This is a genomic window from Microcoleus sp. (assembly GCF_049646505.1).
GTDB lineage: Bacteria > Cyanobacteriota > Cyanobacteriia > Cyanobacteriales > Microcoleaceae > Microcoleus.
The window spans coordinates 1-21,166 of sequence record NZ_JBARVX010000067.1; the positions used below are offsets into that span (position 1 = coordinate 1).

Annotated in this window: 21 protein-coding genes and 1 CRISPR repeat array; of the genes, 3 read left to right on the plus strand and 18 right to left on the minus strand. The window is 44.2% G+C overall.

Going from position 1 to position 21,166, the window contains the following annotated elements:
• Positions 1-16: 16 nt before the first annotated feature.
• Positions 17-555: a CRISPR direct-repeat array (repeat unit 37 nt; unit sequence GTTTCAATCCCTGATAGGGTTTTAGGTATTTTCCGGC).
• A 251-nt stretch (positions 556-806) separates the two neighbouring features.
• From cas2 to mntA, 12 genes are all read right to left on the minus strand, one after another.
• Positions 807-1,082, minus strand: a complete 276-nt coding sequence (gene cas2 / locus WBA89_RS03410; protein WP_293197652.1) for a CRISPR-associated endonuclease Cas2 — start codon at positions 1,080-1,082, stop codon at positions 807-809.
• Positions 1,083-1,084: 2 nt separating this feature from the next.
• On the minus strand, positions 1,085-2,086 hold the full coding sequence (gene cas1d, locus WBA89_RS03415; RefSeq protein ID WP_424404096.1) for a type I-D CRISPR-associated endonuclease Cas1d: 1,002 nt from the start codon (positions 2,084-2,086) through the stop codon (positions 1,085-1,087).
• A 27-nt stretch (positions 2,087-2,113) separates the two neighbouring features.
• The gene (cas4, locus tag WBA89_RS03420; RefSeq protein ID WP_424404151.1) at positions 2,114-2,710 is read right to left on the minus strand and encodes a CRISPR-associated protein Cas4; all 597 of its coding nucleotides are present in this window, start codon (positions 2,708-2,710) and stop codon (positions 2,114-2,116) included.
• A 258-nt stretch (positions 2,711-2,968) separates the two neighbouring features.
• The gene (cas6, locus tag WBA89_RS03425; RefSeq protein ID WP_424404098.1) at positions 2,969-3,808 is read right to left on the minus strand and encodes a CRISPR-associated endoribonuclease Cas6; all 840 of its coding nucleotides are present in this window, start codon (positions 3,806-3,808) and stop codon (positions 2,969-2,971) included.
• Positions 3,809-4,113: 305 nt separating this feature from the next.
• Positions 4,114-4,818, minus strand: a complete 705-nt coding sequence (gene cas5d / locus WBA89_RS03430; RefSeq protein WP_424404100.1) for a type I-D CRISPR-associated protein Cas5/Csc1 — start codon at positions 4,816-4,818, stop codon at positions 4,114-4,116.
• A 5-nt stretch (positions 4,819-4,823) separates the two neighbouring features.
• Positions 4,824-5,837, minus strand: a complete 1,014-nt coding sequence (gene cas7d, locus WBA89_RS03435; RefSeq protein ID WP_424404102.1) for a type I-D CRISPR-associated protein Cas7/Csc2 — start codon at positions 5,835-5,837, stop codon at positions 4,824-4,826.
• Between the two features lie 44 nt (positions 5,838-5,881).
• The gene (gene cas10d, locus WBA89_RS03440; protein ID WP_424404104.1) at positions 5,882-9,145 is read right to left on the minus strand and encodes a type I-D CRISPR-associated protein Cas10d/Csc3; all 3,264 of its coding nucleotides are present in this window, start codon (positions 9,143-9,145) and stop codon (positions 5,882-5,884) included.
• Entirely contained in the window at positions 9,142-9,528 is a 387-nt protein-coding gene (locus WBA89_RS03445; RefSeq protein ID WP_424404106.1) for a DUF5615 family PIN-like protein, read from the minus strand. The genes cas10d and WBA89_RS03445 overlap by 4 nt, the downstream gene beginning before the upstream one ends.
• Positions 9,525-9,833, minus strand: coding sequence for a DUF433 domain-containing protein (locus WBA89_RS03450; RefSeq protein ID WP_424404108.1), 309 nt, complete (start codon positions 9,831-9,833; stop codon positions 9,525-9,527). Before WBA89_RS03450 ends, WBA89_RS03445 begins: the two co-directional genes overlap by 4 nt.
• Complete coding sequence (gene cas3 / locus WBA89_RS03455) at positions 9,814-11,916, minus strand: type I-D CRISPR-associated helicase Cas3' (protein ID WP_424404110.1); 2,103 nt, start codon at positions 11,914-11,916, stop codon at positions 9,814-9,816. Before cas3 ends, WBA89_RS03450 begins: the two co-directional genes overlap by 20 nt.
• Before the next feature lie 147 nt (positions 11,917-12,063).
• The gene (gene hepT, locus WBA89_RS03460) at positions 12,064-12,492 is read right to left on the minus strand and encodes a type VII toxin-antitoxin system HepT family RNase toxin (protein ID WP_424404112.1); all 429 of its coding nucleotides are present in this window, start codon (positions 12,490-12,492) and stop codon (positions 12,064-12,066) included.
• Positions 12,489-12,944 (minus strand): type VII toxin-antitoxin system MntA family adenylyltransferase antitoxin, encoded by a 456-nt coding sequence (gene mntA, locus WBA89_RS03465; RefSeq protein WP_424404114.1) that lies wholly within the window; start codon positions 12,942-12,944, stop codon positions 12,489-12,491. The genes hepT and mntA overlap by 4 nt, the downstream gene beginning before the upstream one ends.
• A 95-nt stretch (positions 12,945-13,039) precedes the next feature.
• On the opposite strand from mntA, the gene WBA89_RS03470 reads away from it, so the two are divergent.
• Positions 13,040-13,891 (plus strand): helix-turn-helix transcriptional regulator, encoded by an 852-nt coding sequence (locus WBA89_RS03470; RefSeq protein WP_424404116.1) that lies wholly within the window; start codon positions 13,040-13,042, stop codon positions 13,889-13,891.
• 254 nt (positions 13,892-14,145) lie between these two features.
• Here WBA89_RS03470 and WBA89_RS03475 read toward each other — a convergent pair whose 3' ends face one another.
• The gene (locus WBA89_RS03475; protein ID WP_106150104.1) at positions 14,146-14,361 is read right to left on the minus strand and encodes a hypothetical protein; all 216 of its coding nucleotides are present in this window, start codon (positions 14,359-14,361) and stop codon (positions 14,146-14,148) included.
• A 261-nt stretch (positions 14,362-14,622) separates the two neighbouring features.
• On the minus strand, positions 14,623-15,789 hold the full coding sequence (locus WBA89_RS03480; protein WP_424404119.1) for an RNA-guided endonuclease InsQ/TnpB family protein: 1,167 nt from the start codon (positions 15,787-15,789) through the stop codon (positions 14,623-14,625).
• A 171-nt stretch (positions 15,790-15,960) separates the two neighbouring features.
• On the opposite strand from WBA89_RS03480, the gene grxC reads away from it, so the two are divergent.
• Positions 15,961-16,275, plus strand: a complete 315-nt coding sequence (gene grxC / locus WBA89_RS03485; protein ID WP_424404121.1) for a glutaredoxin 3 — start codon at positions 15,961-15,963, stop codon at positions 16,273-16,275.
• Positions 16,276-16,403: 128 nt separating this feature from the next.
• On the opposite strand, the gene menD is transcribed toward grxC, so the two are convergent.
• The 4 genes from menD to WBA89_RS03505 form a co-directional block, all read right to left on the minus strand.
• A complete protein-coding gene (gene menD / locus WBA89_RS03490; RefSeq protein WP_424404123.1) occupies positions 16,404-18,377 on the minus strand; it encodes a 2-succinyl-5-enolpyruvyl-6-hydroxy-3-cyclohexene-1-carboxylic-acid synthase in 1,974 nt (657 codons plus the stop codon).
• 41 nt (positions 18,378-18,418) lie between these two features.
• Positions 18,419-19,852: an isochorismate synthase gene (locus tag WBA89_RS03495; protein ID WP_424404125.1), complete on the minus strand. Its 1,434-nt coding sequence runs from the start codon at positions 19,850-19,852 to the stop codon at positions 18,419-18,421.
• Positions 19,853-19,918: 66 nt separating this feature from the next.
• Entirely contained in the window at positions 19,919-20,197 is a 279-nt protein-coding gene (locus WBA89_RS03500) for a hypothetical protein (RefSeq protein WP_424404127.1), read from the minus strand.
• A 46-nt stretch (positions 20,198-20,243) separates the two neighbouring features.
• A complete protein-coding gene (locus WBA89_RS03505; protein ID WP_424404157.1) occupies positions 20,244-20,426 on the minus strand; it encodes a hypothetical protein in 183 nt (60 codons plus the stop codon).
• On the opposite strand from WBA89_RS03505, the gene menA reads away from it, so the two are divergent.
• Positions 20,344-21,153, plus strand: coding sequence for a 2-carboxy-1,4-naphthoquinone phytyltransferase (menA, locus tag WBA89_RS03510; protein WP_424404153.1), 810 nt, complete (start codon positions 20,344-20,346; stop codon positions 21,151-21,153). The genes WBA89_RS03505 and menA overlap by 83 nt on opposite strands.
• Positions 21,154-21,166 lie beyond the last annotated feature (13 nt).

Genomic DNA, 21,166 nt, shown 5'->3' on the forward strand with positions numbered 1-21,166 from the left:
TTTTGTCAGAAAGAGGGTTTCAATCCCTGATAGGGTTTTAGGTATTTTCCGGCTTCAAAATTTCTTTTATACGATCTTGATGCTCTTGAGTTTCAATCCCTGATAGGGTTTTAGGTATTTTCCGGCAAAAACCTGATCCTGGTGTTCTAATGCTAGCTGTGTTTCAATCCCTGATAGGGTTTTAGGTATTTTCCGGCTATTACTTTTGTCTCAGTTATCCTTATCTCATAGGTTTCAATCCCTGATAGGGTTTTAGGTATTTTCCGGCAGAATAAGCCGCCCTTTTTGCTTTGTCTCCTAAGTATGTTTCAATCCCTGATAGGGTTTTAGGTATTTTCCGGCTTTTGACAAGCTGAGGAGTATATGTTCCTCTTGTTTCAATCCCTGATAGGGTTTTAGGTATTTTCCGGCGCCTCCCACATTTCCCCTACCGTTATCTCAGGTACGTTTCAATCCCTGATAGGGTTTTAGGTATTTTCCGGCGCGAGTAGTGGCGCATAGGATTAACAAGCTACTTTGTTTCAATCCCTGATAGGGTTTTAGGTATTTTCCGGCCGCCCGCTCCAGAAGCCTTGGTGTATTTGGTTTTCAAGGTGCAGTTCCGTGAATCTAAAATAAAAGTACCATCCCACCGTTCGTCTTGTCAATAGCCAAATTTTCATACTCACTCCAAAACCTTATTGTGTAAACCTTTCAGACTTTCCGTGAATCGTTTTTTCAGACTGGGGGCATCAAAGTCTTGCTGCACTTGGGTTTGAGCCGAAAAATTTGATACCCCTATTTTAACACCTACCGGTTCACGGAAACTAGGCAAAAAATATTGTGCGATCGGCAGGAACGACCCCACCAATACGTTCAATCTTACCCTGACAGCAGGCACAGAGCGGAAAAAACAAAATACTATCTTCGTTCGGTTTGATGACTTTGTTCAGGCGCGATCGTAACTTAGCATACTGAGTCTCCGTCAAATCAGCACACTCAAACACACTGTACTGCATCCACTGCCCGTAAGACTTCAGCATTTTGTGAATCTTTGTCCGGCGCTTGTCTTCCGAAATATCGTAAGAAATCAGAATGTGCATATCTAGTACAAAACTAAAGGTGGATACTTCTCAATTTCGCCCATCAAATATTTCGCCAACAGTCGCCCTTGAATTTGAAAAGCCTCTTGATAAGTGCACTTGCGTTTCAAAACAGGATGCTTAAACTCAGACTGCTTTTTCTTTTCATACAACCTCAAAAACTCTTTTCGTCCCGTTTCCGACAGTCGCACCACATTACTCAGCGGTTCCACCGTAAAATCATTCAGCGTCAGAATCCGGCGATTAATCGCATTCAAAATTATACTGTCAGCCACCAAAGGGCGGAACTCTTCCATCAAATCAAATGCTAAACCCACGCGGCCGTAGCGCTGCGTATGAAGGTATCCTAAATAAGGGTCAAATCCCACAATATTAATCGCGCTTTGCACATCGTGACGCAGCAGCGTGTAAGCAAAATTCATCAAAGAATTCACCGGATCTGTAGCAGGGCGATGTCGCGGTTTAAATACAAAGCCTTCCGCACGAATTAATTGGTTAAAAACCCCGAAATACGCCGCACTCCCAGCACCTTCATGTCCGCGCAAAGAGTCTATATTGTCAGTTTTGTCAAGTTTGGCGATCGCATTAGAAATCTGCATAATGGCCGAATCTAATTTTAGTTCCGAATGTTCCCGCTGAGTTTGAGATAAACTGCTGCGATAATTCTTCAATTTCCCCCGAATAAAACCCCGGACAACATGAATAGCTTTTGGAGTTTCCCCCGCCGCTTTCCACTGAGCATTCCGAACGAAAATGTTTTTACTTAATTCCGGTTCCAGCTTACCCAAATAGTGACCAGTATCGGTGATAAAAGTCAGAGGAATTTTCCGTTGAAGCAATTCTGCAACCGCAGCCGGGGAAATAGTCGCCCGTCCCACAATCACCACTCCATCTAAATGAATCAAAGGCACATCCTGTAACGTTTGATTTTTTGCCTTGACATTCAGCCTTTCATCTGTTTTCCCGATAAAGACATCATCTTGATTGATATAAAGTGTTCCCATGACAAACTCCTAAAATTGTAGATTGGATTAACTAGCTTCTTGGTAGCGCCGAACTTTCTCAGCAGCTTGCGGCAAACATTGCTGATAAAGGCTGCAACCCTGACAGCGTTTGCTATAATTCGCTGGAGGCATGATGCCAGTTTGCAGTAAAATTTGGATAGCGTTGATAGTTGCGATCGCCTCCAATCTCAACCCCTCAGAAATCTCCACTTTTTGCCGCTGGTGCGACTGCGCGTAATAGACGTATCCCGTTTGAATTGTTTTCCCCGTCATCTCTTCCAAACACAAAGCTTGCGCGCACACTTGCAACTCGTCATTATCCCATTCCCCCTTCTTACCGCGCTTGTATTCAACCGGATAAATCTCGCCATTCTCCGATTCAATCAAATCCGACTTACCAATCAGCCTGTAGCGTTCCGACTTCAGCCAAATCGCCCGAACTTGCCAAGTTTCATCGCGATTAAGTTCTCCCATAGTGTGAACCCGCTCGTGCAAACTCGTCCCTTCTATGGTATACTGGTTGTCCGTGAACTCTCCCGCGCAAGACATCCGCCAGCAGCGGTGCGGGCAGTAAGAGTATTGGTTCAGAAGTGCGATCGAAATGTAATCATCAGTGTGGTTCATAATCCTAAAACCTTTGTATTTTTCGTTAATAGCCAAGTCCCGATCCCCCTCGCATCCCCCTTAATAAGAAGAGTAGGGGCTGACTTTGAACCCTTTAAGTTTTCCCACTTTATGAAAGAACTTGGACACTCTTGTCCCCCCCTTCTTAAGGGGGAGTAGGGGGCAAGCTAAGGGGGGATCGAAGGCCGAATATTCAAACAGTAAACCCCTACTAAACAAGACACTAAGTTGACTCTAATGCTTCACTCCTCAATCCTCTCAATCTTGAGAATTTTTAACAAAAATCCGGCGCGTCATACCCATGCCCATCGGTGTTTTCCTCCCCAACCCGCAGTACAAAGAAAAATCAGCCAAAGCATTAATTTGTTTAACAGCCAACGGCTCCACATCACCCAAGATTCGATAAGTAACTTCCCCAACAACTCCGATAAAATTGCTGTGATAATTACTCGTAACCTCTGTTTTGATATTGACAAAACTCGGAAAAAGTGCATCGAAAGACAGCGGAGAAATCTCAATACCGCTGTACTTGTTCCAGCGAGTGAGAAGCCTGTTAAAAACGCATTCTCTCGTCGGCAAAACTGAATCGAATTTCCCTTGACGAAAAGATGTCGGAGTAGCGAGGCTAAAGGCGATTAATCGATTAGTTTCCGATGCTTGCTGATACAATTGAGAGTAATCGCAAGCATTAGCCCAAGGCATATCTACTTGTGGCGTTCCCAAAATCTTAGTAATCAACAAATCAGTAGGGCCCAGATGCCACGGTTTCGAGGGATTAAGATTCAGCCAAAGCTGAGTTAATTTACCAAATAGAGAGTCATCGAGAAGAGTAATTCGCCACCAACAAAGGGTATGTTCGGGAATGGGTTGTGAGTGTTCCCATTGCAAAAAATGGTGTTTTTTGAAAGGGCATTTTTTAGTTTGTAAAGGGCTGAGGGTGAAGGCCTTATCTGCAGCAGCTTCGTGCAGGTAGTTGCCGAGTTCTTTGTCAACCGAACTCACGAGGGTGAGAAAGAGGGCGTGCAGGTGTCTTCCCGTTAGGTATCCAGGGGATATTGGGGAGAGGGGGAGGAGGTTGAGGATCAGGCTGTGCGGCATAGTTTGCTAGCTCATTTGTTGGTATGGAAAAAAGAAAATTCACAGGATTTGTACAAGGCCAAAGAAACCGGGTTTTTTACCTAATCTGCAGGTAATACCAATTTCATAAAATTATGCTAAAAAGAAAGTTTTACTCCCCCCCTTAATAAGGGGGGGTTGGGGGGGGTAATATCTAGCGCTATTTTATGAAATTGGTATAACAACGAAGGATTTTCGTAAAAACCCGGTTTCTGCCCCGTGCGTAAGTCCTAACTCAGTAAGTTTACAGTGAAAATTTTAGTCCTCACTACAAACCTTTTTGAAATTTAATTAGCCCGAAAGCGATATTCCATACAAGCTGGAATTCTGAGGTTTTCAAACTGGTAATGTTGGCCGCGAATTTTGATGTTTTGAATCAAACTTACTGGCGGCATATTCACCACGTCGTAGCTGAGGACTTGATGGGAAAACATCACATCTAAGGGATTGAGCAAATAAGGGAAAATAAAGTCGCCATTTTTGCGATTATCGCCATTGCCCATTTCTTCAGTCGTTAACTCAGCTTTGCTCATCCACTTTCCCAGACGAATCCATTTCGCCAGTTTCAGAGACTTTTCTGAGATGATGAAAAACTCAAATTTGCTTTCCGGTGCAATTTCTTTAGTTCTGCCAAAACTGGGGATATTTTTCTGGGTTTTTTCCATCTCAACGTGATAGTTGTTGTTGGCGTATTTCCAAGTATTGAGAGTGGAGGAGTGAGAAATAGAACGCCCTGGAGTAACATAAATCCCCTGTTGGTTGAGCGCCGTTAAATGCTGCTCGTATTTAGGAACTTGTTCGGGACAGAAATAGCGATAGGAATCTTCTTCAGCCACGGTGGTAGAATAGATGGCGCTATCCACCAAACCGAGGGCGTAACAAAGCGCGTAATTGTGAATTATCGGCTCTGTTTCGTAAAGTCTCCCGATCTCGCGAGTTGCAAAATAAAGGCTATCGTGCAACTCGATTTGACAGCGATAAATTGAAGGCACAATATTTACTCCGTTGCTGCGGCTGCTTTTTTACCTTTCTTGCCTTTCTCAGAACTCTTTAAAATGTGTTTCTGAGCGTAAGCAGTTGATTCGCTATTAGCCTGAGTTAGCATTTCTTGCAATTTAGTTTCATCGCTGGAAATGGATTTAACCTCTGCTAACAATCCGTCAAAAGATTCGCCGATAAAATCGCGGTGGGAGATGCACTCTTCATCCATCAGTTGAGAAATTGCTCGATTTGCATTAGTCAAAACATCATCTTCATTCAGAGGATCGGGAGGATTGATTTTGCCAGCAGCGCTCATCAAATCGTAGATTTTTTGCGTCCACCGCAGATTGCTAACAATCTCGCCATCAGCAAAAATTACTCCGATTAATTCATTGCGAACTCGCCCAGTGCGGGTAGTTTGCGCTCCGTAGTGCCGCGTTCGGAGAATGTTGTTGAAAACGTAGAGAAAACCTGTTTCTGTCGGGTCTTTCAACGTTACAATGCTGGGGAAAAAAGTTTGAGGCAAAATGTGATCTTGGCTGTTGATGCGGCTGGTGACTTCTCCTTGACGGCTCATTGTTCCGCTTTCAAACGGTGCATTCAGGGTAAAGTTTTGGTGAGAATCGTCGAAGGGAGTTATCGAATAAGCTGTATCTACAACTACTTTCGATTTCTCGGAGCCGGAATCGCCGATCGCAAAACCGTATAAAATGCAATCAGGAGTAGTTTTGCTAAAATCGACGTTGTAGTCGCACTTTTCCCAGTCGCCAATTTTGTAATTTCGCAGCAATTCCCGTCCAGTCAAGCGTTCTGGTGTAGACTGCTTGCGCTTAAACATCGCTAAACGGCTAATCTGCGTTTTGTCTGCAATCCCAGCACTTACCCTGGCTTTATTCAATTCGCCGTCAGTCTGAAATAGCGGGTAAGATTCGGTGACGCGAATGGTGATGAAGTGGGCGTATTTTCCCATCGGTTTTGCGGGAATTTCATCGTGAAAGAATTTGGAATCGAGGCTTTTCAGAAATTTCATAGTTGAGTTTCTCCAGTACAATTTGATTAAAAAATGCAGACAATTTAGGCTAACTCTGTTTCGGGAAGTTCATCAGGTTCATCCTGCTTCTTTCCCCGGCGTTCTTTGTCATCTTCCAAGCGATAAAGGTAATCGCAAGTATCCCGAATCAAGTTGAGTTGAGTGCCTGCTAAACGCGCGCGATCGCCCTTCAAACTGCCATTAAAAATCACCTCCACAAAATACTTAGCAAAATCATAAATTGCTTGCCGTTCCTCTTCAGAAGTCAAAGCAGGTTTCCACTTACCGTCAATGCAAACAAGTGTCGGTTTCCCTTCTGCCGCCCGCCGCCGCACGTTATTCATCAGCTTTGATAAACGTCCCGCCACAATATCGGTTAAAGATTCGGTATTGTTAGCTAAAGCTTTATCAAATTTCAGAATAACGTCAGCAGCTTCGTCAATAGGTTTCAGCACGGCATTAGCTTTGGCATATTGACTTTTTGCCCGATAAAAGCGGCGGTAAAGTTCTGTCAGTTCGCGCATTTGATTCACAGTTTTTCCCTCCGGTTCAAAGTAGTGATAAAACTCAAGGTACAAGCGGATTTTGGCAATCGGTACGGATTCAATTTTGTCTTGTTTCCGCAGCCATTTAGTCAGGTAGTGAAAGACATAAAGCGGACTGGTTTCTAAATCGCGTGCTAAATTTGACAATTTCCCCCAGTCGGGATTGCCATCTTTTTTGCGGTTGACTTCTAAGTGAATGCAGTAAGCGGCACTTAGAGCATTTAGCGGTGAAAATTTACGTTTGTCTGATGTGCGAGGTAGAATACCATCTAAGCGATATTCATCTTGCTCGATCAGAGAACGAATTGCTTGATGTTCGCCATCAATGACAGCAGTTTTTTCAAAATCTGCACCGCTAATAAAGGGCGGAACTGGCGACTCGGAAGCAACTGTTTTGACATCTAGAATCAGCGGTAAAGCAAAAGCTAACCAAGCCGGCATTACCCAAGATTCGGTATCTGTGGCATCTTTTCCCGGTGGTAATGCTAGGAAGAAAAAGGTCAGCGGTTGATTGTCTGGATAGCTGATTTTGAAAGTGCGATCGTCTTCTGTTGGCAAATTCTCCTGAATCAATAATGAATCAACTTGTTGATAATTGTCAAGGGTAAATTTGGCAACTTGTTTGTCAGTAATTAAATGCTTGCGAATGTCTGCATCAAATCGCGTCCTGGCAATCCAACTGTAAGCTTTTTGGAGAAATTTGTTGGTTTCTGGAGTAAAGAAGTAAGCGGGATAAAGATAAAGATAGCGGTATTTACGCCCTTCAAAATCACCTCCTGTGGCATTGGTTTGATTCATCAAAATTTGTCTCAACATAATCTCGATCGACCAAATCGAGCAAATCTGACGCTTGGCAGCTTGTGCGTTAAACAAAATTTGGCGGTTGCTGTAAACTTGGGGAGCAAATAAAGTCGCCGATTCCATTTGTTCCGTCACAGTGTAAGCCGAACTCGACATCGCACAAACATTTTCGCGCCCTCTCCCTGTGATTTTTGCCGCACTGTACCGCGCCAATTCTAGTAAAAACGGATCGGTTTCTGGTTTGACAACTGCACCTGTTGGTAAGGAAACTATGCGGCTGACATAGGTTCGCAAATCGTGCCAGCCGTCGGGAATTTTAAAGTTTTCGGTGAGGGGTTGGATGAGAGTGGCTGCACGTTCAACCATCTCGGTTAAAACAGCGCGCAATTGAGCTTCATCTAAGCCTTTATTTCGCTGAAAATACTGTGCGGCTAGGTAATACCAATCCAGAGGAACGCCACCTGTTTTTTTCAGAGATTGGATTGCTTTTAAAGCTGGAATTTCGTCGGTTAAGCCTAAATGTTCGGCAAGTTTTTGAGTTAAATCTAATTCTGGTGGCTTTTGGCGTTTGGCTTTGGGCAATTCTTTCTGAGAATTAGTCAGTTGTTCTTGCCATTTATTCCAAATGCCGCGACTGAGGATATCCCCAAATTCTGCTAGCCTGTCAATCCGATAATCCTCGGCAAATTCTAGATTCAATTCACCGGGCAAATCTCCATTTTTTTGGAAACTTAGCAAGCTGTCGCTGCGCTTTTTTGCAGAGGATACTTTGGTGCTGGGAATGAGTTTGCAAGCTGCTTCGATGCTAACTTGCATGAGTTCGATTATATCAAAAAACAGCCAGTAAAATTCACCAAATTTAAAGCCTTTTCCGTCCCGGCTAAATCCGGTTGTTTTGAGCTTCAATCTGTCGGCACACAGGTTGCGAATTTTGGCGATTACTCGATCGGCAATTTCAGCAGTTTCGATAGCCGCTGCATCGGTTTTAGCTAGATAAACTACGCCATCTGGCAAGTACAGCAGCGGTGCATAAAACTCGCTGGGATGAGCGTCCATCAGAGCATTGTTGATGATATTTGTCAATACTCCGCGATTGTCTGAGAGGGAGTGATAGCTAAATTTAAGTTGTGCGTTGCTGAGGGAAGTCAAAACTTCAGATAAACCGCTAGCTTCGGCATCGCTGGGATGTTTGATAACTGAGGCGAATAAGTCGGAAAGCCTGACTAAATTGGCTAGAGTTCCTCGAATTCTACCATCGAGTTTAGGCTGCAAACCGCGAATTTCTAAACCGCGATCGCTATCATATTTAACTCCGGCATTGTTGGTCATCCAGACAATATCGTCGATGTGATATTCCCAATTTTCACCTAACAAACTATCTAATCCAAGTTGTTGCATTTTGAGAGCAACATAATCGCGTCCCAAATTCGGGGCTTCGTCTTTGTGAGGTGGTTTGTCTTGCCAGTCTCGGTTAGCAAACTTTCCTTCAGAATCGCCCGTTTTCAGCCATTCTGAATAATCGGGGAATTTGTCGAAGTCGTGCAGGATGTACGATGCTACGAACAAAGCTATTTCTGTTTCACCGCAGTTGCGTTTAACTGGATTGGTTTCTGGTGTTTCTGTCTTGAGTTTCTTGAGAATTCGGTAAGTTGGGAATAAGCCGTTAAGCAGGTGAGAAGTAAAAGATTGATCGTGTTTGCTGCGATCGACATTTTTGTCTTTGGCGCGCATATATTCGGTAAATTGACCGCCTTTGGCTGTAGATCCAACTAGCTGCTGGATCAAGTTGGGCAGGACGTTTTCGGCGAAAGATGCTAAAAGGCGATCGCCCTGATTTCCTGCCGTTTCTCGAATTGCTTCTTTAAACAGTCGAACTGTCAGAAGTTCGTACTTCGCTGGCGTTTCATCGTCTTCATCATCGGGAGAATGCAGCCATTTATATAGAATATCGTCTTCGTTCATGTTTCTGTTTCCTCTGGTTCAGTGGGTTGATATTCCTGAATCGTACCCTGTCGAACAATCCACAATTTGCCAAAAACTTCTGCTTGTTCCAATCCGAGAATTAACGTTTCTATTGCTTCCCGATAATCGTCAAAGCTTGGATGAGATGGCAGACGAATTACTACAATTCCTGCATACTCAGAAAAATTAAACTTCAGCCGATTGCCAAAACCGCGATCTAAAGTCACCAAACATCTTGCCTCTTGGCGACAAATAGTAATTAATTCTTCATCGGGTGCTGAAGTTAAACCTTGTTCTTTTACTGTCGCTACATCATGTCCTGCTGCACGTAACTGCGAGGCAATCCGCAGGCTGCCAAGATTTTCATCAAGTTTAATATTCATTTGATTGCTTCTGCCTCGATTCTAATGGGAATTTCTACATAGATATCCTTTGTAATTTCAGAAGCGTAGGCAAGACAAGCTAGAATATCATCTCGTTCTATCCCTGGATACTCTTCCAGCAGTTCGTCAATTGTTGCACCACCTGCTAATAGATCGAGAATTAAAGAAACCCAAATCCGATGGCCGCGAATGCAGGGTTTTCCAAAACAGATATTTGGATCGATCGATATTCGGGACAGTAAATTATCTCTAGTCACGGTAATTTTTCTCCAGTAGCGTACATCTTTAGCATATCCACCCTTCATCCTGCTGCGGCTTCCAGTGCCAAATCAGCGTTTCCAGCAACAAAGCCGATCGCCCGAATGCTATGGTGTAATTTGGCTTGCCATCAAATCGATCGCTCAAAGCGTAAGCCTGGAAGTGCACGGGCAATCCGCATTTGGCGCGTAAAGTAGCCCGATCGCGATCGGAAACAAAACACACCAAACCTCGATTAGATAATTTGCGGCTAATCTCATTAGTTCCTCCTGTCACTTCCAAACCTTTGATAATTTGTACTTTGCCGGATTTAGCAATCTCGCTGAGGTCATCTCGCGAACAATAAAACTGCCAATCTTCTCGCAATTCCCGATATCCAGTCAGTTTCAAATAACACAAAGCTTTCTCAAAACTGCTGGTTGCTAACCCAGCTTTTTTGGCTCGATTCATAAAGTCGGCACTTGCCATCAACTCAAAATGAAAGTTACTCAGCAAACTGGGAAGATTGTAAGTTTTAAACCGTTCTTTCTCAGGTTCGTCTGGATTAGTAATGTCGTAAATCCCGCAATCTAACTGGCCAAGCCCGCGAAAACTTCTAGCCTCCTCAATAATTTTATTTTTCTCTTTTTCCATACAGCGGAAAAGCTGCCCTCGCATCTGTTTAATCGTAACTCCCAAAGCTTGCTCAATATCTGCTGCAAAATTATCCGCTGCTTCGGGATACTTGGTTTTCATTTGATAATTTCTTTCTAACTCTAAATGCACGCAAGCTGACTGAATTGAACCCCAGCGTTTGGGATATTGCCTAAACTCGTTGACATAGCCGTAATGCTGGCGGATAGCGTCGGATAAACTAATGCGATCGCGCGTTTCGCCATCTTGCAGCGGGTGGTTTTCAACCTCAAACAGCCTCTCGACAATAAAGTTGGGCAGCAAAGCATAAGCTTGATAAATTTCAAAACCTGGATGTCTCCCCAATCTGCCGAAACGCTGAATAAAATTCCCCGCATCTGCCGCTTCAAATACTAAAAAATTAATCCGAAAGTCAACTCCCACATCAATTGTTGATGTTCCTAAAAGTAAGTCAGCATCTTCAACCGATTTAGACTTTTCTGTCTCGCCAGTCAATCCAGTATTTTCTCGGACTTTCAATCCCAGCGGCTCAAAAATTGCCTTGAATTTGGGAATTAAGGTTTTAACTGCCGCGATCGAGTTCAGGATAATTGCGCCTTTACTCCCAGGATTATCTTGAAAGAATTTCAAAATAGTTGTTTCGGCATTTTCTAGAATCCAGTTATAACTGGAACGCAGGTTTGGTTCTAACTTTTGCGGAAAAGTCAAGTTAATCGGATAACTAATCTGCCGCCAGTTGTCGCCTGCTGCAAATTGATAACCTCCCTGCTTGACTGGATCTATGATGCGATATTTTAACCCAGCTTTGGAAAACCCCTCTTCCAATAAATCGTTGGGCGTAGCAGAAAGGAATAAAAACTTTTTGCCGGGAAGCGTGTGTTTAATTAACAGGATGGCATTGATGACGCTGGCAATTTGGGGAGATGAAAAGATGTGGAATTCGTCAAAGATGAATAGTTTGTAGCTGTCGTCAATTTTGGCAAATAGGCGATCGGGGTTATCTCCCTTACCTGCTTTGTTGCGCCGCAAATAGCGGAAGTCGTGGATGTAGTGAAAGATGTCGGGATTTGTCAGCAAAATCTCTGAGTTGTCGGCGCGATCGCCCAATCCTGCTAATTTAGAAGAAAGCTTATTTGTGGCAATAAAATCTTCCAGGATTGCTGCATTCAAACGATAAATTTGCGGGTCGTTTTCCGGTTTAAACAGTGCTTTGTAGCCTTTTACCTGTTTTTCCTGATCTCTTGCGAGTTCGTTTGTCGGGTACATTGCTAATGTGTACGTGCGATTTGTCATCGCTGCCAGGTAAGCTGCTAAACTTTTACCGTCCCCTGTCATCGCTGTATTGAATACCACGTCAATGCTGGGATCTTGCAAGGCTTCCCACGTCGCCGCTTGATGCCAAGAAAGCCTCCAATCTTCCGGTAACTTCACACCTCTAGCAGTTTCTGATGCGAGACGAGAGTAAACGGATTTGAGAGTTATAGAATAATCTGCCATTTTTAATCTATTCCTTGTAAAAGTTTTGCAACTTGCTCCGGCGCAGGTAATTGATTTTTCAGTTCTTGAGGAACCGTCGAAACAATCTTATAAGTTGTCGCACCGATCGGCTTATTCGATTCTTTCAGCGCAGATTCAAGCCAGTTTTTAGGTTTCTGTGGAAATATATTCAGCAACCTGCTGGATATACAGCGGGTAATATCTTAAAGCAACTCGAACAGAATTCAATAAACTGACATAATCTATTTCTAGATATCGATGAGCTAAAATATTACGCAATCCGCCTGACTTTGCTAGTTCATTTGCCACTTCAATTGTAATAATTCCCAACTCTCCGGCTCGCAAAAAAGATTCCCGATTACCATTTGAAACTACATTCATCTTGCGAGTCAGGATATGCTCGTTAATATCCACGGCTGCTTGAATAATTAACTCCATAATCCTTTCGGAAATTGTTTTTTGATCGAAGCTATCTAAATAATCATCAAGGCTCATCGATTCAAAACGTCTTAATTGCTTGAGATTATTTCCAATAAACTGGAGTCGATTTAAAACCACAGATTTCTCAATACTCATACTACACCCCATTCTTCAAGAAAATTATTAATATTCTGGCGCAGTTGACTTTCTGTTTCTTGCAACTCCACATCACTCATGAGATGATTTTTTATAAACTTCTCGAACTCAACAGGATCTTTTTCATAAAGAAGTATTCCATCACGAGCAATGAAGTGAGCAATCAGTCGCGAACATCGATTTAACTCGACAACATCAATTTCATCACTATTGATGCTAAAAATGTCACTCAAAATCCCTGGAACTTCAAACCAAGCAAATCCCCGATCGCTGCAAGATGCTTCCCTCAGTTGCTCATCGTAAAGTGCGGCAAAATCCCAATCGCTTTTAGCGTGGGTATCACCTCTGGCACGAGAACCAAAGAGAATTAGCATTTTGAGGTAAGGAATTCGATCGGGAAGCTGCGAAGCAATTTCCTGAAGTTCAGGCAGCGTTGGAGAAATTTGGAGCATAGTTGACCTTTGTTATGTCTAGGGTTTGTACTTGCACTAGAATTATATTTACATTGAAAACCAAATCTGTCAAGTATATAATTACATTTTGTTTAATGATCCGCAAAAAAGAGACAATTACACTTTCAATTCCGAGCGGCACCAAAGAGCAACTAGAGGCGATCGCCCTTCGCCTCGGCATCTTCTGGGGTAAATCCCCCAGCGTATCCGGGTTATTGGTGGCGATCGCCCAACAGCAAATCGAAGTGGGCGAACCCTTTACCCTCAATTCAGTGCAAGTACAATCATTGGACAAAGCTGTCAAATTTCTCAACGACTCCGGCGAAGTCGAAGCCGCCCAGATTGTACTGGGCTTACTCTTGGACAAAGCCAATCTGGAAGCCCCTATGCGGCAACAATTGCTCGAAAAAGTCAGCCAAACCGCTGAAGCGTGGCGGTTGCGACTCAATCAACTGATTGACAACGATCAACCGTTCAGGCTGTTTTACCAGTCAAAAAAAGACAAATTGAGCGAATTTACGGCCCGCAGTGCCAAAATTCGCCTTTACGACAAGCGCTTGTACCTAGAAATCTGGTGCGATGATGCTAACCCTAGAGAAATCCCGGAATTAGCTCACAATCGGTGTTTGCGCTTGGACAAGATTGTCAACTTGCTACCTGCCAGTGAAAATTGGCGCGAAAGCATAGATTATACCGAAGTACACTTACACTTTCGAGGAGGATTGGCTGACAACTATGAATCCAAGCCGGATGAAGATGTGGCAAATGAAATGGTGGGAGACGTGCGTCATGTGGTGAAGCGGGTATCTAGTATATTCTGGCTGTTTCGAGATGTGCTGCGGTACGGGGAAGATTGCGTCATTGTCTCGCCGGATAACGTGCGCGATCGCTTCCAACAAAAACTGATCGCCCTCTGCCGCCAGTACGACATCAAAATCGGCGATTAGAGGACTTGGAAGTACCGAAAAACGCACAGGGACTTAAGAAACCGGCTTTTTTCCCAAAAACCCGGTTTCTGACAACCCGCGTGTAAGTAAAAAAAAAGCAGCCCGTTACAGGCTGCACATCGAAAAAACCGTTGTTTTGTTAGAGGAGAAAACTTTAAATCGAATTCAAGTCGCCGTTATATCAAGTCTCAGGGACTCCGGCGGGCGATCGGCTGCCAACCAATTTCGCCATCTTTATCTACCGCTGACTCACCTTACATTGCTGCTGAAAGTTCATTCACCATTCTTACCCTGCCTCTGATGACTGCCCGCAGCAGGCGGTTGACACAGCCCCTGTCTTCGTCATTGAGGGACTCGTCCAAAGTAGCGGCCATCAAACCGTAGCGATCGGCTAAAGTTAAAACGCCCGTGTCGCTGACAGAAGCGATGATTTCAGAGATAGCGCCGGGGAGGAGTTGTAAGCAGTTCATGGCAGTGCGGTTGAATTCGATATATTAATTATGCTCTGGTTTCCTCAAAAGATCAGTGATATTAATTAGGTTCCGAAGGTGATTCTTTGGGGTGTACGTAAGTGATCCGAGTTGAGTGAACGTGTGACGCGAATCACAGCGCCAAAGGTGGCGCGGGCAATTCCACAGCAGGCTAACCTTTGGTAGGACGCGGGATCGATCGCGTTTCGCTAAATTGACTACTCTCAGCGCTGAAGCGACTGAGATTCCAAGAATCACTTCTTAGAGTTTCTGCTTCATAGCACCAGCCTTCCGAGATTTACTCTCGGAAGGTCTTACAGTCGCTCCACAGACATTAACCGCAAGCCCTGCGGCAAGAATATTCTTAGCAGCATTCACATCACGATAGTGATGTGTACTGCACTTAGGGCAATCCCACTCTCTGACATTTAAAGGCAACTTATCAACAACATAACCGCAATGTCCACACCTTTTAGAGCTAGGAAACCATCGATCAATTTTGACAAAAGTGCGACCATACCAGTTGCACTTATATTCAAGTTGCCTAACAATTTCGCCCCAACTAGCATCACTAATCGAGAGAGCGAGTTTTCTATTTTTGACCATATTCTTCACGGACAAATCCTCAACCGCAATCACTTGGTTTTCACGAACCAGTCGAGTTGTCAATTTGTGAAGAAAATCATTCCGAGCATCGCTAATTTCAGCGTGAACTTTAGCAACCTTCAATCTTGCCTTGTGGCGATTATTAGATCCTTTTTTCTTGCGCCTAAGCGCTTTTTGAGCTTTACGCAATTTACGGCGCTTAGATTTAAAAGCTTTAGGATTAGCAATCTTTTCGCCATTACTCAAAGCCATTAGGCTAGTAATACCCAAATCCAAACCGATTTGATTAGGAGATTCAGGTAATGTTTCAATTTCAACATCTACCAGCAAAGAAACTGTCCATCGTCCAGAGGGCGAGAGCTTCACCGTAATAGTTGACGGCTCTGCACCTTCTGGGAGTTCACGGCTCCATCGCATATCTAAGGGCTGAGAACATTTAGCTAAAAATACTTTGCCGTCTTTCCACTTGAAAGCAGACTTAGTAAATTCAGCATTGCCACCATTATGTTTTTTCTTGAAGTTAGGGTATTTTGCCCTTCCTGAGAAGAAATTAGTAAAGGCGGTTTGTAAATGCCTCAAACCTTGCTGTAATGGCACACAGCTAACTTCATTAAGAAACTGCAAGTCTTCTTGCTTCTTCCAACTGGTTAGCATTGTCGAAGTTTCAGAGTATCCGACTCGCTCTTGACGTTCATACCATGCTTCCGTCCTTGCGGCTAATGCACGGTTATAAACTAATCGAGCGCAACCCATCGTCCTCCTAAGCAGGATTTCTTGCTCAGGAGTTGGATAGAATCGGTACTTGAAAGCTTTTTGTGTCATACTCACATTATAATATCTATTCTGTGATTATAGTCAGCTAAAAAGATTAAGGGCAATAAATTGCCTCGCTCGTTTCCCTCTCAGGTCTGAAGACGCGCTCGTTTCCCACTTACCGTATTATTTTTATGATTTAATCTGTCAATCAGTTTAATTTTTACCCCAGTACCGAAAATGCTTGATTTTCTCAATCCCATTTTGGGCCGATCGCCCGATCGCATCAAAGCCAATGTAGAAATTTACACTTGGCAAACCTGTCCCTACTGCATCCGGGCAAAAATCTTGCTGTGGTGGAAAGGCGTAAATTACACCGAATACAAAATAGACGGCGATGAAGCAGCTAGAAATGCAATGGCCCTACGTGCTAACGGAAAGCGCAGCGTCCCCCAAATCTTTGTTAACAACGAACACGTCGGCGGCTGCGATGACATTCACAAACTCGATCGAGATGGAGAATTAGATCCGCTGCTAGCTCAACCAGCAGTCTAAACTGGTTCCCAGGCTCTGCCTGGGAACCCATGTTTAGAGGCTCTGCCTCGCTTGGAGAGCCGGAAAATTGGAGGCAGAGCCTCGCCTATCTGCGTTACCAGGCAGAGCCTAGTAACGAGTAGAAAATCCTACGAACCTTTTGCAAATTTACTTAGATTATCTTGCCGCCATTTAGCATCGGAGCGCCTGTTTGTGAGCAATTCTAAGACCCGAATCCCGTTATTTGGTAGGAAATTTAATTTTTCTTTTAACTGCTCCCAATCGTCGATTATCTCGTGTTCCGCGCCGTAAGTTGCACACAACTGAGCAAAATTGATATCCTGCGGCGTGGCAAAAAACTCTTCAAAGGGTGGGTCAAATTTGGCAACGGGCAACATTTCAAAAATTCCGCCACCGTTGTTATTAATTAAAACAATTGTCAGATGACCTACAAATTTATTTTGAATTAAAAAACCGTTTGTATCGTGCAAAAGTGCTAAATCGCCTGTTAGCAATATACTGCTTTGATTGCGGTGGGCTACTCCCAAAGCTGTTGACAGCGTGCCGTCGATGCCGTTAGCGCCGCGGTTGACAAAAGGTTTTATTTCTAAGTTGTTCGGCTTCCAGAAAAATTCGACATCTCGCACGGGCATACTGTTAGCAATAAATATCGGTGTTCCAAGCGGCAAAATTTGGGAAAGCAGCCAGGAAACTTTGGGTTCGATTATGTTGTTAATTTCTGATATTTTTTGGTCTATTGCTTGTCTGGTTTTGGTTTCGGTGTTGTGCCAAAGTTGGAGGTATTCGTTTGATGGCGAGGTTAGAACCCCCCCTAGCCCCGGGGGGACTGGAGAGTATGGAGGGGAGTTTTTGCCTGTTCGATCCCCCCCTAGCCCCCCCTTGGTAAGGGGGGGGACTGGAGAGGTTTGAACTCCCCCTAGCCCCAGGGCTGTTTCATTCTCTTGTAGGGGCTGCCCCCCGTGGCTGCCCGGATCTTGAACCCCCCCTAGCCCCCCCTTGGTAAGGGGGGGGACTGGAGTTAATTTAGTTGCTAGGTTTTCTACGGAGGTTCGCAGGTGAATTGTTGGGCCGTGTAGGGGATCGAAGTTGGGGTGGGCGGGGTCGATTCTGTAGCGTTTGGGTTGGGTTTTGTCTAGCCAGTTTCGCAGTTCTTTACTTGTGGGTAAGTCTCCGATTTGAATGGCGATTTCTGGTCTTAATTTTTCTGCTAGTTCGCGGTTTCGCAGGATTAGATCGTAGGTGGAAATTAGATGGGGATTGAGTTGGGCACGGTTTCTTAAGGGCGATAATCCTTCTGCTAAAACTGGCCAGTTTAATAGTTGGGAAATTCGGCCGATCGCACTACAATACTTTTCTGCATCTTGAGGCTGGGCTACCCCTGCAATAATTATCCCTTTCTCAGATTCCTGCCATTGTCTGAATGCACTTCTTTCTCCCCCCCTTAGCAAGGGGGGGCTGGGGGGGGTAGAAGTTTCTGCTACAACAATCGGTTCTAATCCTGCAAAGAAATCTTCTGAATTAAATTCGGTTTCTAAAGCTTCTACAGCAATATCTGGAACGGGTACCAGCGGATCGCGCAGGGGGATGTTGAGGTGGACGGGGCCTGGTGTAGGAAAGGTCGATCGCTCGATCGCATAAATTACCGTTTGCCGCAAATAGCCTAACATTCCTAATTCTGCTGAAGGGATTGCTAATTCGGCTTGCCAGTTGGGATAATTGCCGTAGATTTTCACTTGATCTATGGCTTGTCCGGCGTGACAGTCGCGGAGTTCGGGAGGTCTGTCTGCTGTGAAAATTAGCAGCGGAATTCGACTTTCTCTTGCTTCTATTATCGCAGGTAAAAAGTTGGCTGCAGCGGTTCCAGAGGTACAAATTAGTGCGGTTGGTACACCGGATTTTTTGGCAATTCCTAATGCAAAAAAACTTGCCGATCGCTCGTCGAGTATGGGGATAGTTTCTATTTGATTATTTTGGGCGAAGGCTATTGTTAGCGGTGCCGATCGCGAACCGGGACAAATTACGGCTGTTGTTAGTCCCCATCGCTGCAAAGTCTCGGCTATTATGGAAGCCCAGAGGGTGTTTGTGTTCCGAAAGTCAAGCATTTCTTTGTTTTGGCGATCGATAGTATTTTTATGATATATTCCTAAACTAAAGCATTTAAAAGTGCTTGTAATTTCAGTTGAATTTCTGCTAGTTCTTTTTCGGGTTCCGAACCGGCGACAATACCGGCACCAGCATAAAGTATAGCCCGAGATCCGTCGATTAATGCCGATCGGATGCCGACGGCAAATTCGCCGTTGCCGCTGCGATCGATCCCGCCCAGGGCTGCTGCATACAAAGAGCGATCGCAGCTTTCCCAGCCGCGAATTTGCTGTAGGGCAATATCTCTCGGTACGCCCGCTACCGCTGGCGTTGGATGCAGTTGGGATAAAATCTTTAATAAATGAATATCACGGGGAATTCTAGCCCTTATGGGTGTCCACAAATGCTGAATATTTGACAGTTGTAGCAGCCTGGGAACTGGGGAAAAGTCGGGATTGATACCGAGACTCGACAGGCGATCGACTATAAAATCAATCACAACTTGATGTTCTCGAATATCCTTTTCGCTGTTCAGTAAACCTTTGCCTAAATTCGCATCTTCCGCTTCAGTTTTTCCCCTCGGTGCGGAACCGGCTAAGGCATCTGTTATTAACTCATTTCTGTGAATGCTGATTAAGCGTTCTGGACTGGCACCGATAAAATTTTGACCTTGCCCGTTACTGGTAGAAAATATGTAGCAACCTGGATAAGTGAGGCGCAAGTTATTTAAGGAATCTATTAAACTAAAAGGGGTTTGGGAAATGACATTTATTGCTTGGGACAAAACAATTTTACTGAAATATTGAGACTCGATCAATTCTAAAGCCGACTTAACTGATGTTTTGAATTGAAAGGCATCATTCACAGGGATTTGTTTTAAAGATATCGAACTGTTGCTAACAAAATTTATTTGTTTGTAGTTAGAAAAGGCAATTTTATCAAAATCTTTTAAAATATTGTCAGCAATAAAATTAACATTTGTATCTCGGTTTATGATGGCATTGGCAACAATTGTACAGCTATCTTTTAGGCGAGTAATCTGCCAGTTTGGTAAAAATACGGTTCCTGGTGGAAAGTAAGAATTGGTGGCGACATTCTCATCGAAAAAAGCAAAGCTGCAAAAAAAGTGAGGCCCGCTGAAGGGCAAGCGTTCCGTACCGATGGTAATTGTCCGGGCAAGACAAGATTGTATAAAATTTTGAGCGAGGGCAAATCGCTCGGTTCCTGCTACTGTTAGATGGATGGCAGAATCTAGGGCGGCGATCGCAAAACTGTTGCCTGAAATAGGGTCTCTTTTTTCAAAGTAAAAGTGTCGCTGGCAAGGTTCGGAAATATCTTGAAGTACAACTAGCGGATCGACGGGGGCAATCTCCTGAGAAATACTAACTATTTTTGTTTGATCTTTTTCTGTTAAAGACTGCTGGCAATCTAAGAGAAACTGATGCAGTTGATTGCGGTCTTGTAAAAGATTAGCGCGGTGCGGTATTACTGTCATGAAAGCGAGAATAGCAGATTTGTCAGAAAGAGTGCGGTTTTGTCCCGCTAGAACCCCTATTTCGATCTAAGCACGGGAGGGCGATCGCAAAACATGACCTTTCGAGTTTCCCGACAGTTTGGACAGGCTGCGGGCAAAAAACAGACGATCCTGTTCTAGGGCTGCGCCAACGCGCGATCGACCGAAACATTTAGACATAAAACTTAAGATTGAGCCGCTAAGTCTGGGCTTCGCCTGCGATCGACCCCGCAGAGGTTGACTGGCGGGCATTTTCGGGCGCGCCAGAACCCGCACAGGCGATCGGCGGATGCCGGAGGCGCACTCAAGCGGATGGGGAGCAGACATTCTTCACCAATAAAATTGTAAAATTACCAAGCTGCTATCCATTGCATCAAGTTTGTGTAATGACAACAAAGATAATTGAACCTCCAAATAGTAAATTGTGGCTGGCCGCAATCAAGCCGCCTATGTACAGTGTTGCGGTGATTCCTATTTCAGTAGGAACTGCAATAGCTTTTGCCGAAACTAAAACGATTAATTTTTCAATTTTTTCGACATTTTTAATGTCAGCCATTTTAATTATAGCATGGCTGAATCTCAGCAATGATGTATTTGACTCGGAAACAGGCATCGATAAAAACAAAGCGCATTCCGTAGTTAACTTAACCGGAAATAAAGCTTTAGTTTTCTGGATTGCCAATTTATTTTTAGCCGTCGGAGTGTCGGGAATCTGCGCCCTAAGCTGGTGGCAAAAAGACCCAACAGTAATTTTGCTAATTGTTTTGTCTTGCGCCCTCGGCTACACCTATCAAGGGCCTCCGTTTCGTTTGGGCTATCAGGGTTTAGGCGAAATAATTTGCTTTTTTACCTTCGGGCCTCTAGCTTTAGCTGCTGCTTATTACAGTCAAACTCAAACTTGGTCTGCGACTAATTTTGCTGCTTCGACAATCGTGGGAATTACTACGAGTATCATCTTATTTTGTTCGCACTTTCATCAAGTTGATGACGATTTGGCGGCGGGGAAAAAATCGCCGATTGTCCGGTTGGGTACGAAAAAAGGTGCGCTGTTGTTGCAGTGGTCGTGCGGCAGCATTTATGCTTTGACTGTGCTGTTTGTGGCGTTGCGAATGTTCCCAATTTGGACGCTGTTGATTTTTGGGAGTTTGTTTTTTGCGATCGACCTTTGTCGCCATGTCGCAGACTATCACGACCAACCGGCAAAGGTCAGCAACTGTAAGTTTATCGCACTCGCGCTGCATTTTTCGAGCGGATTGCTGCTGGCGCTGGGGTTTGTCTTGTAGTTCGGGCGATCGA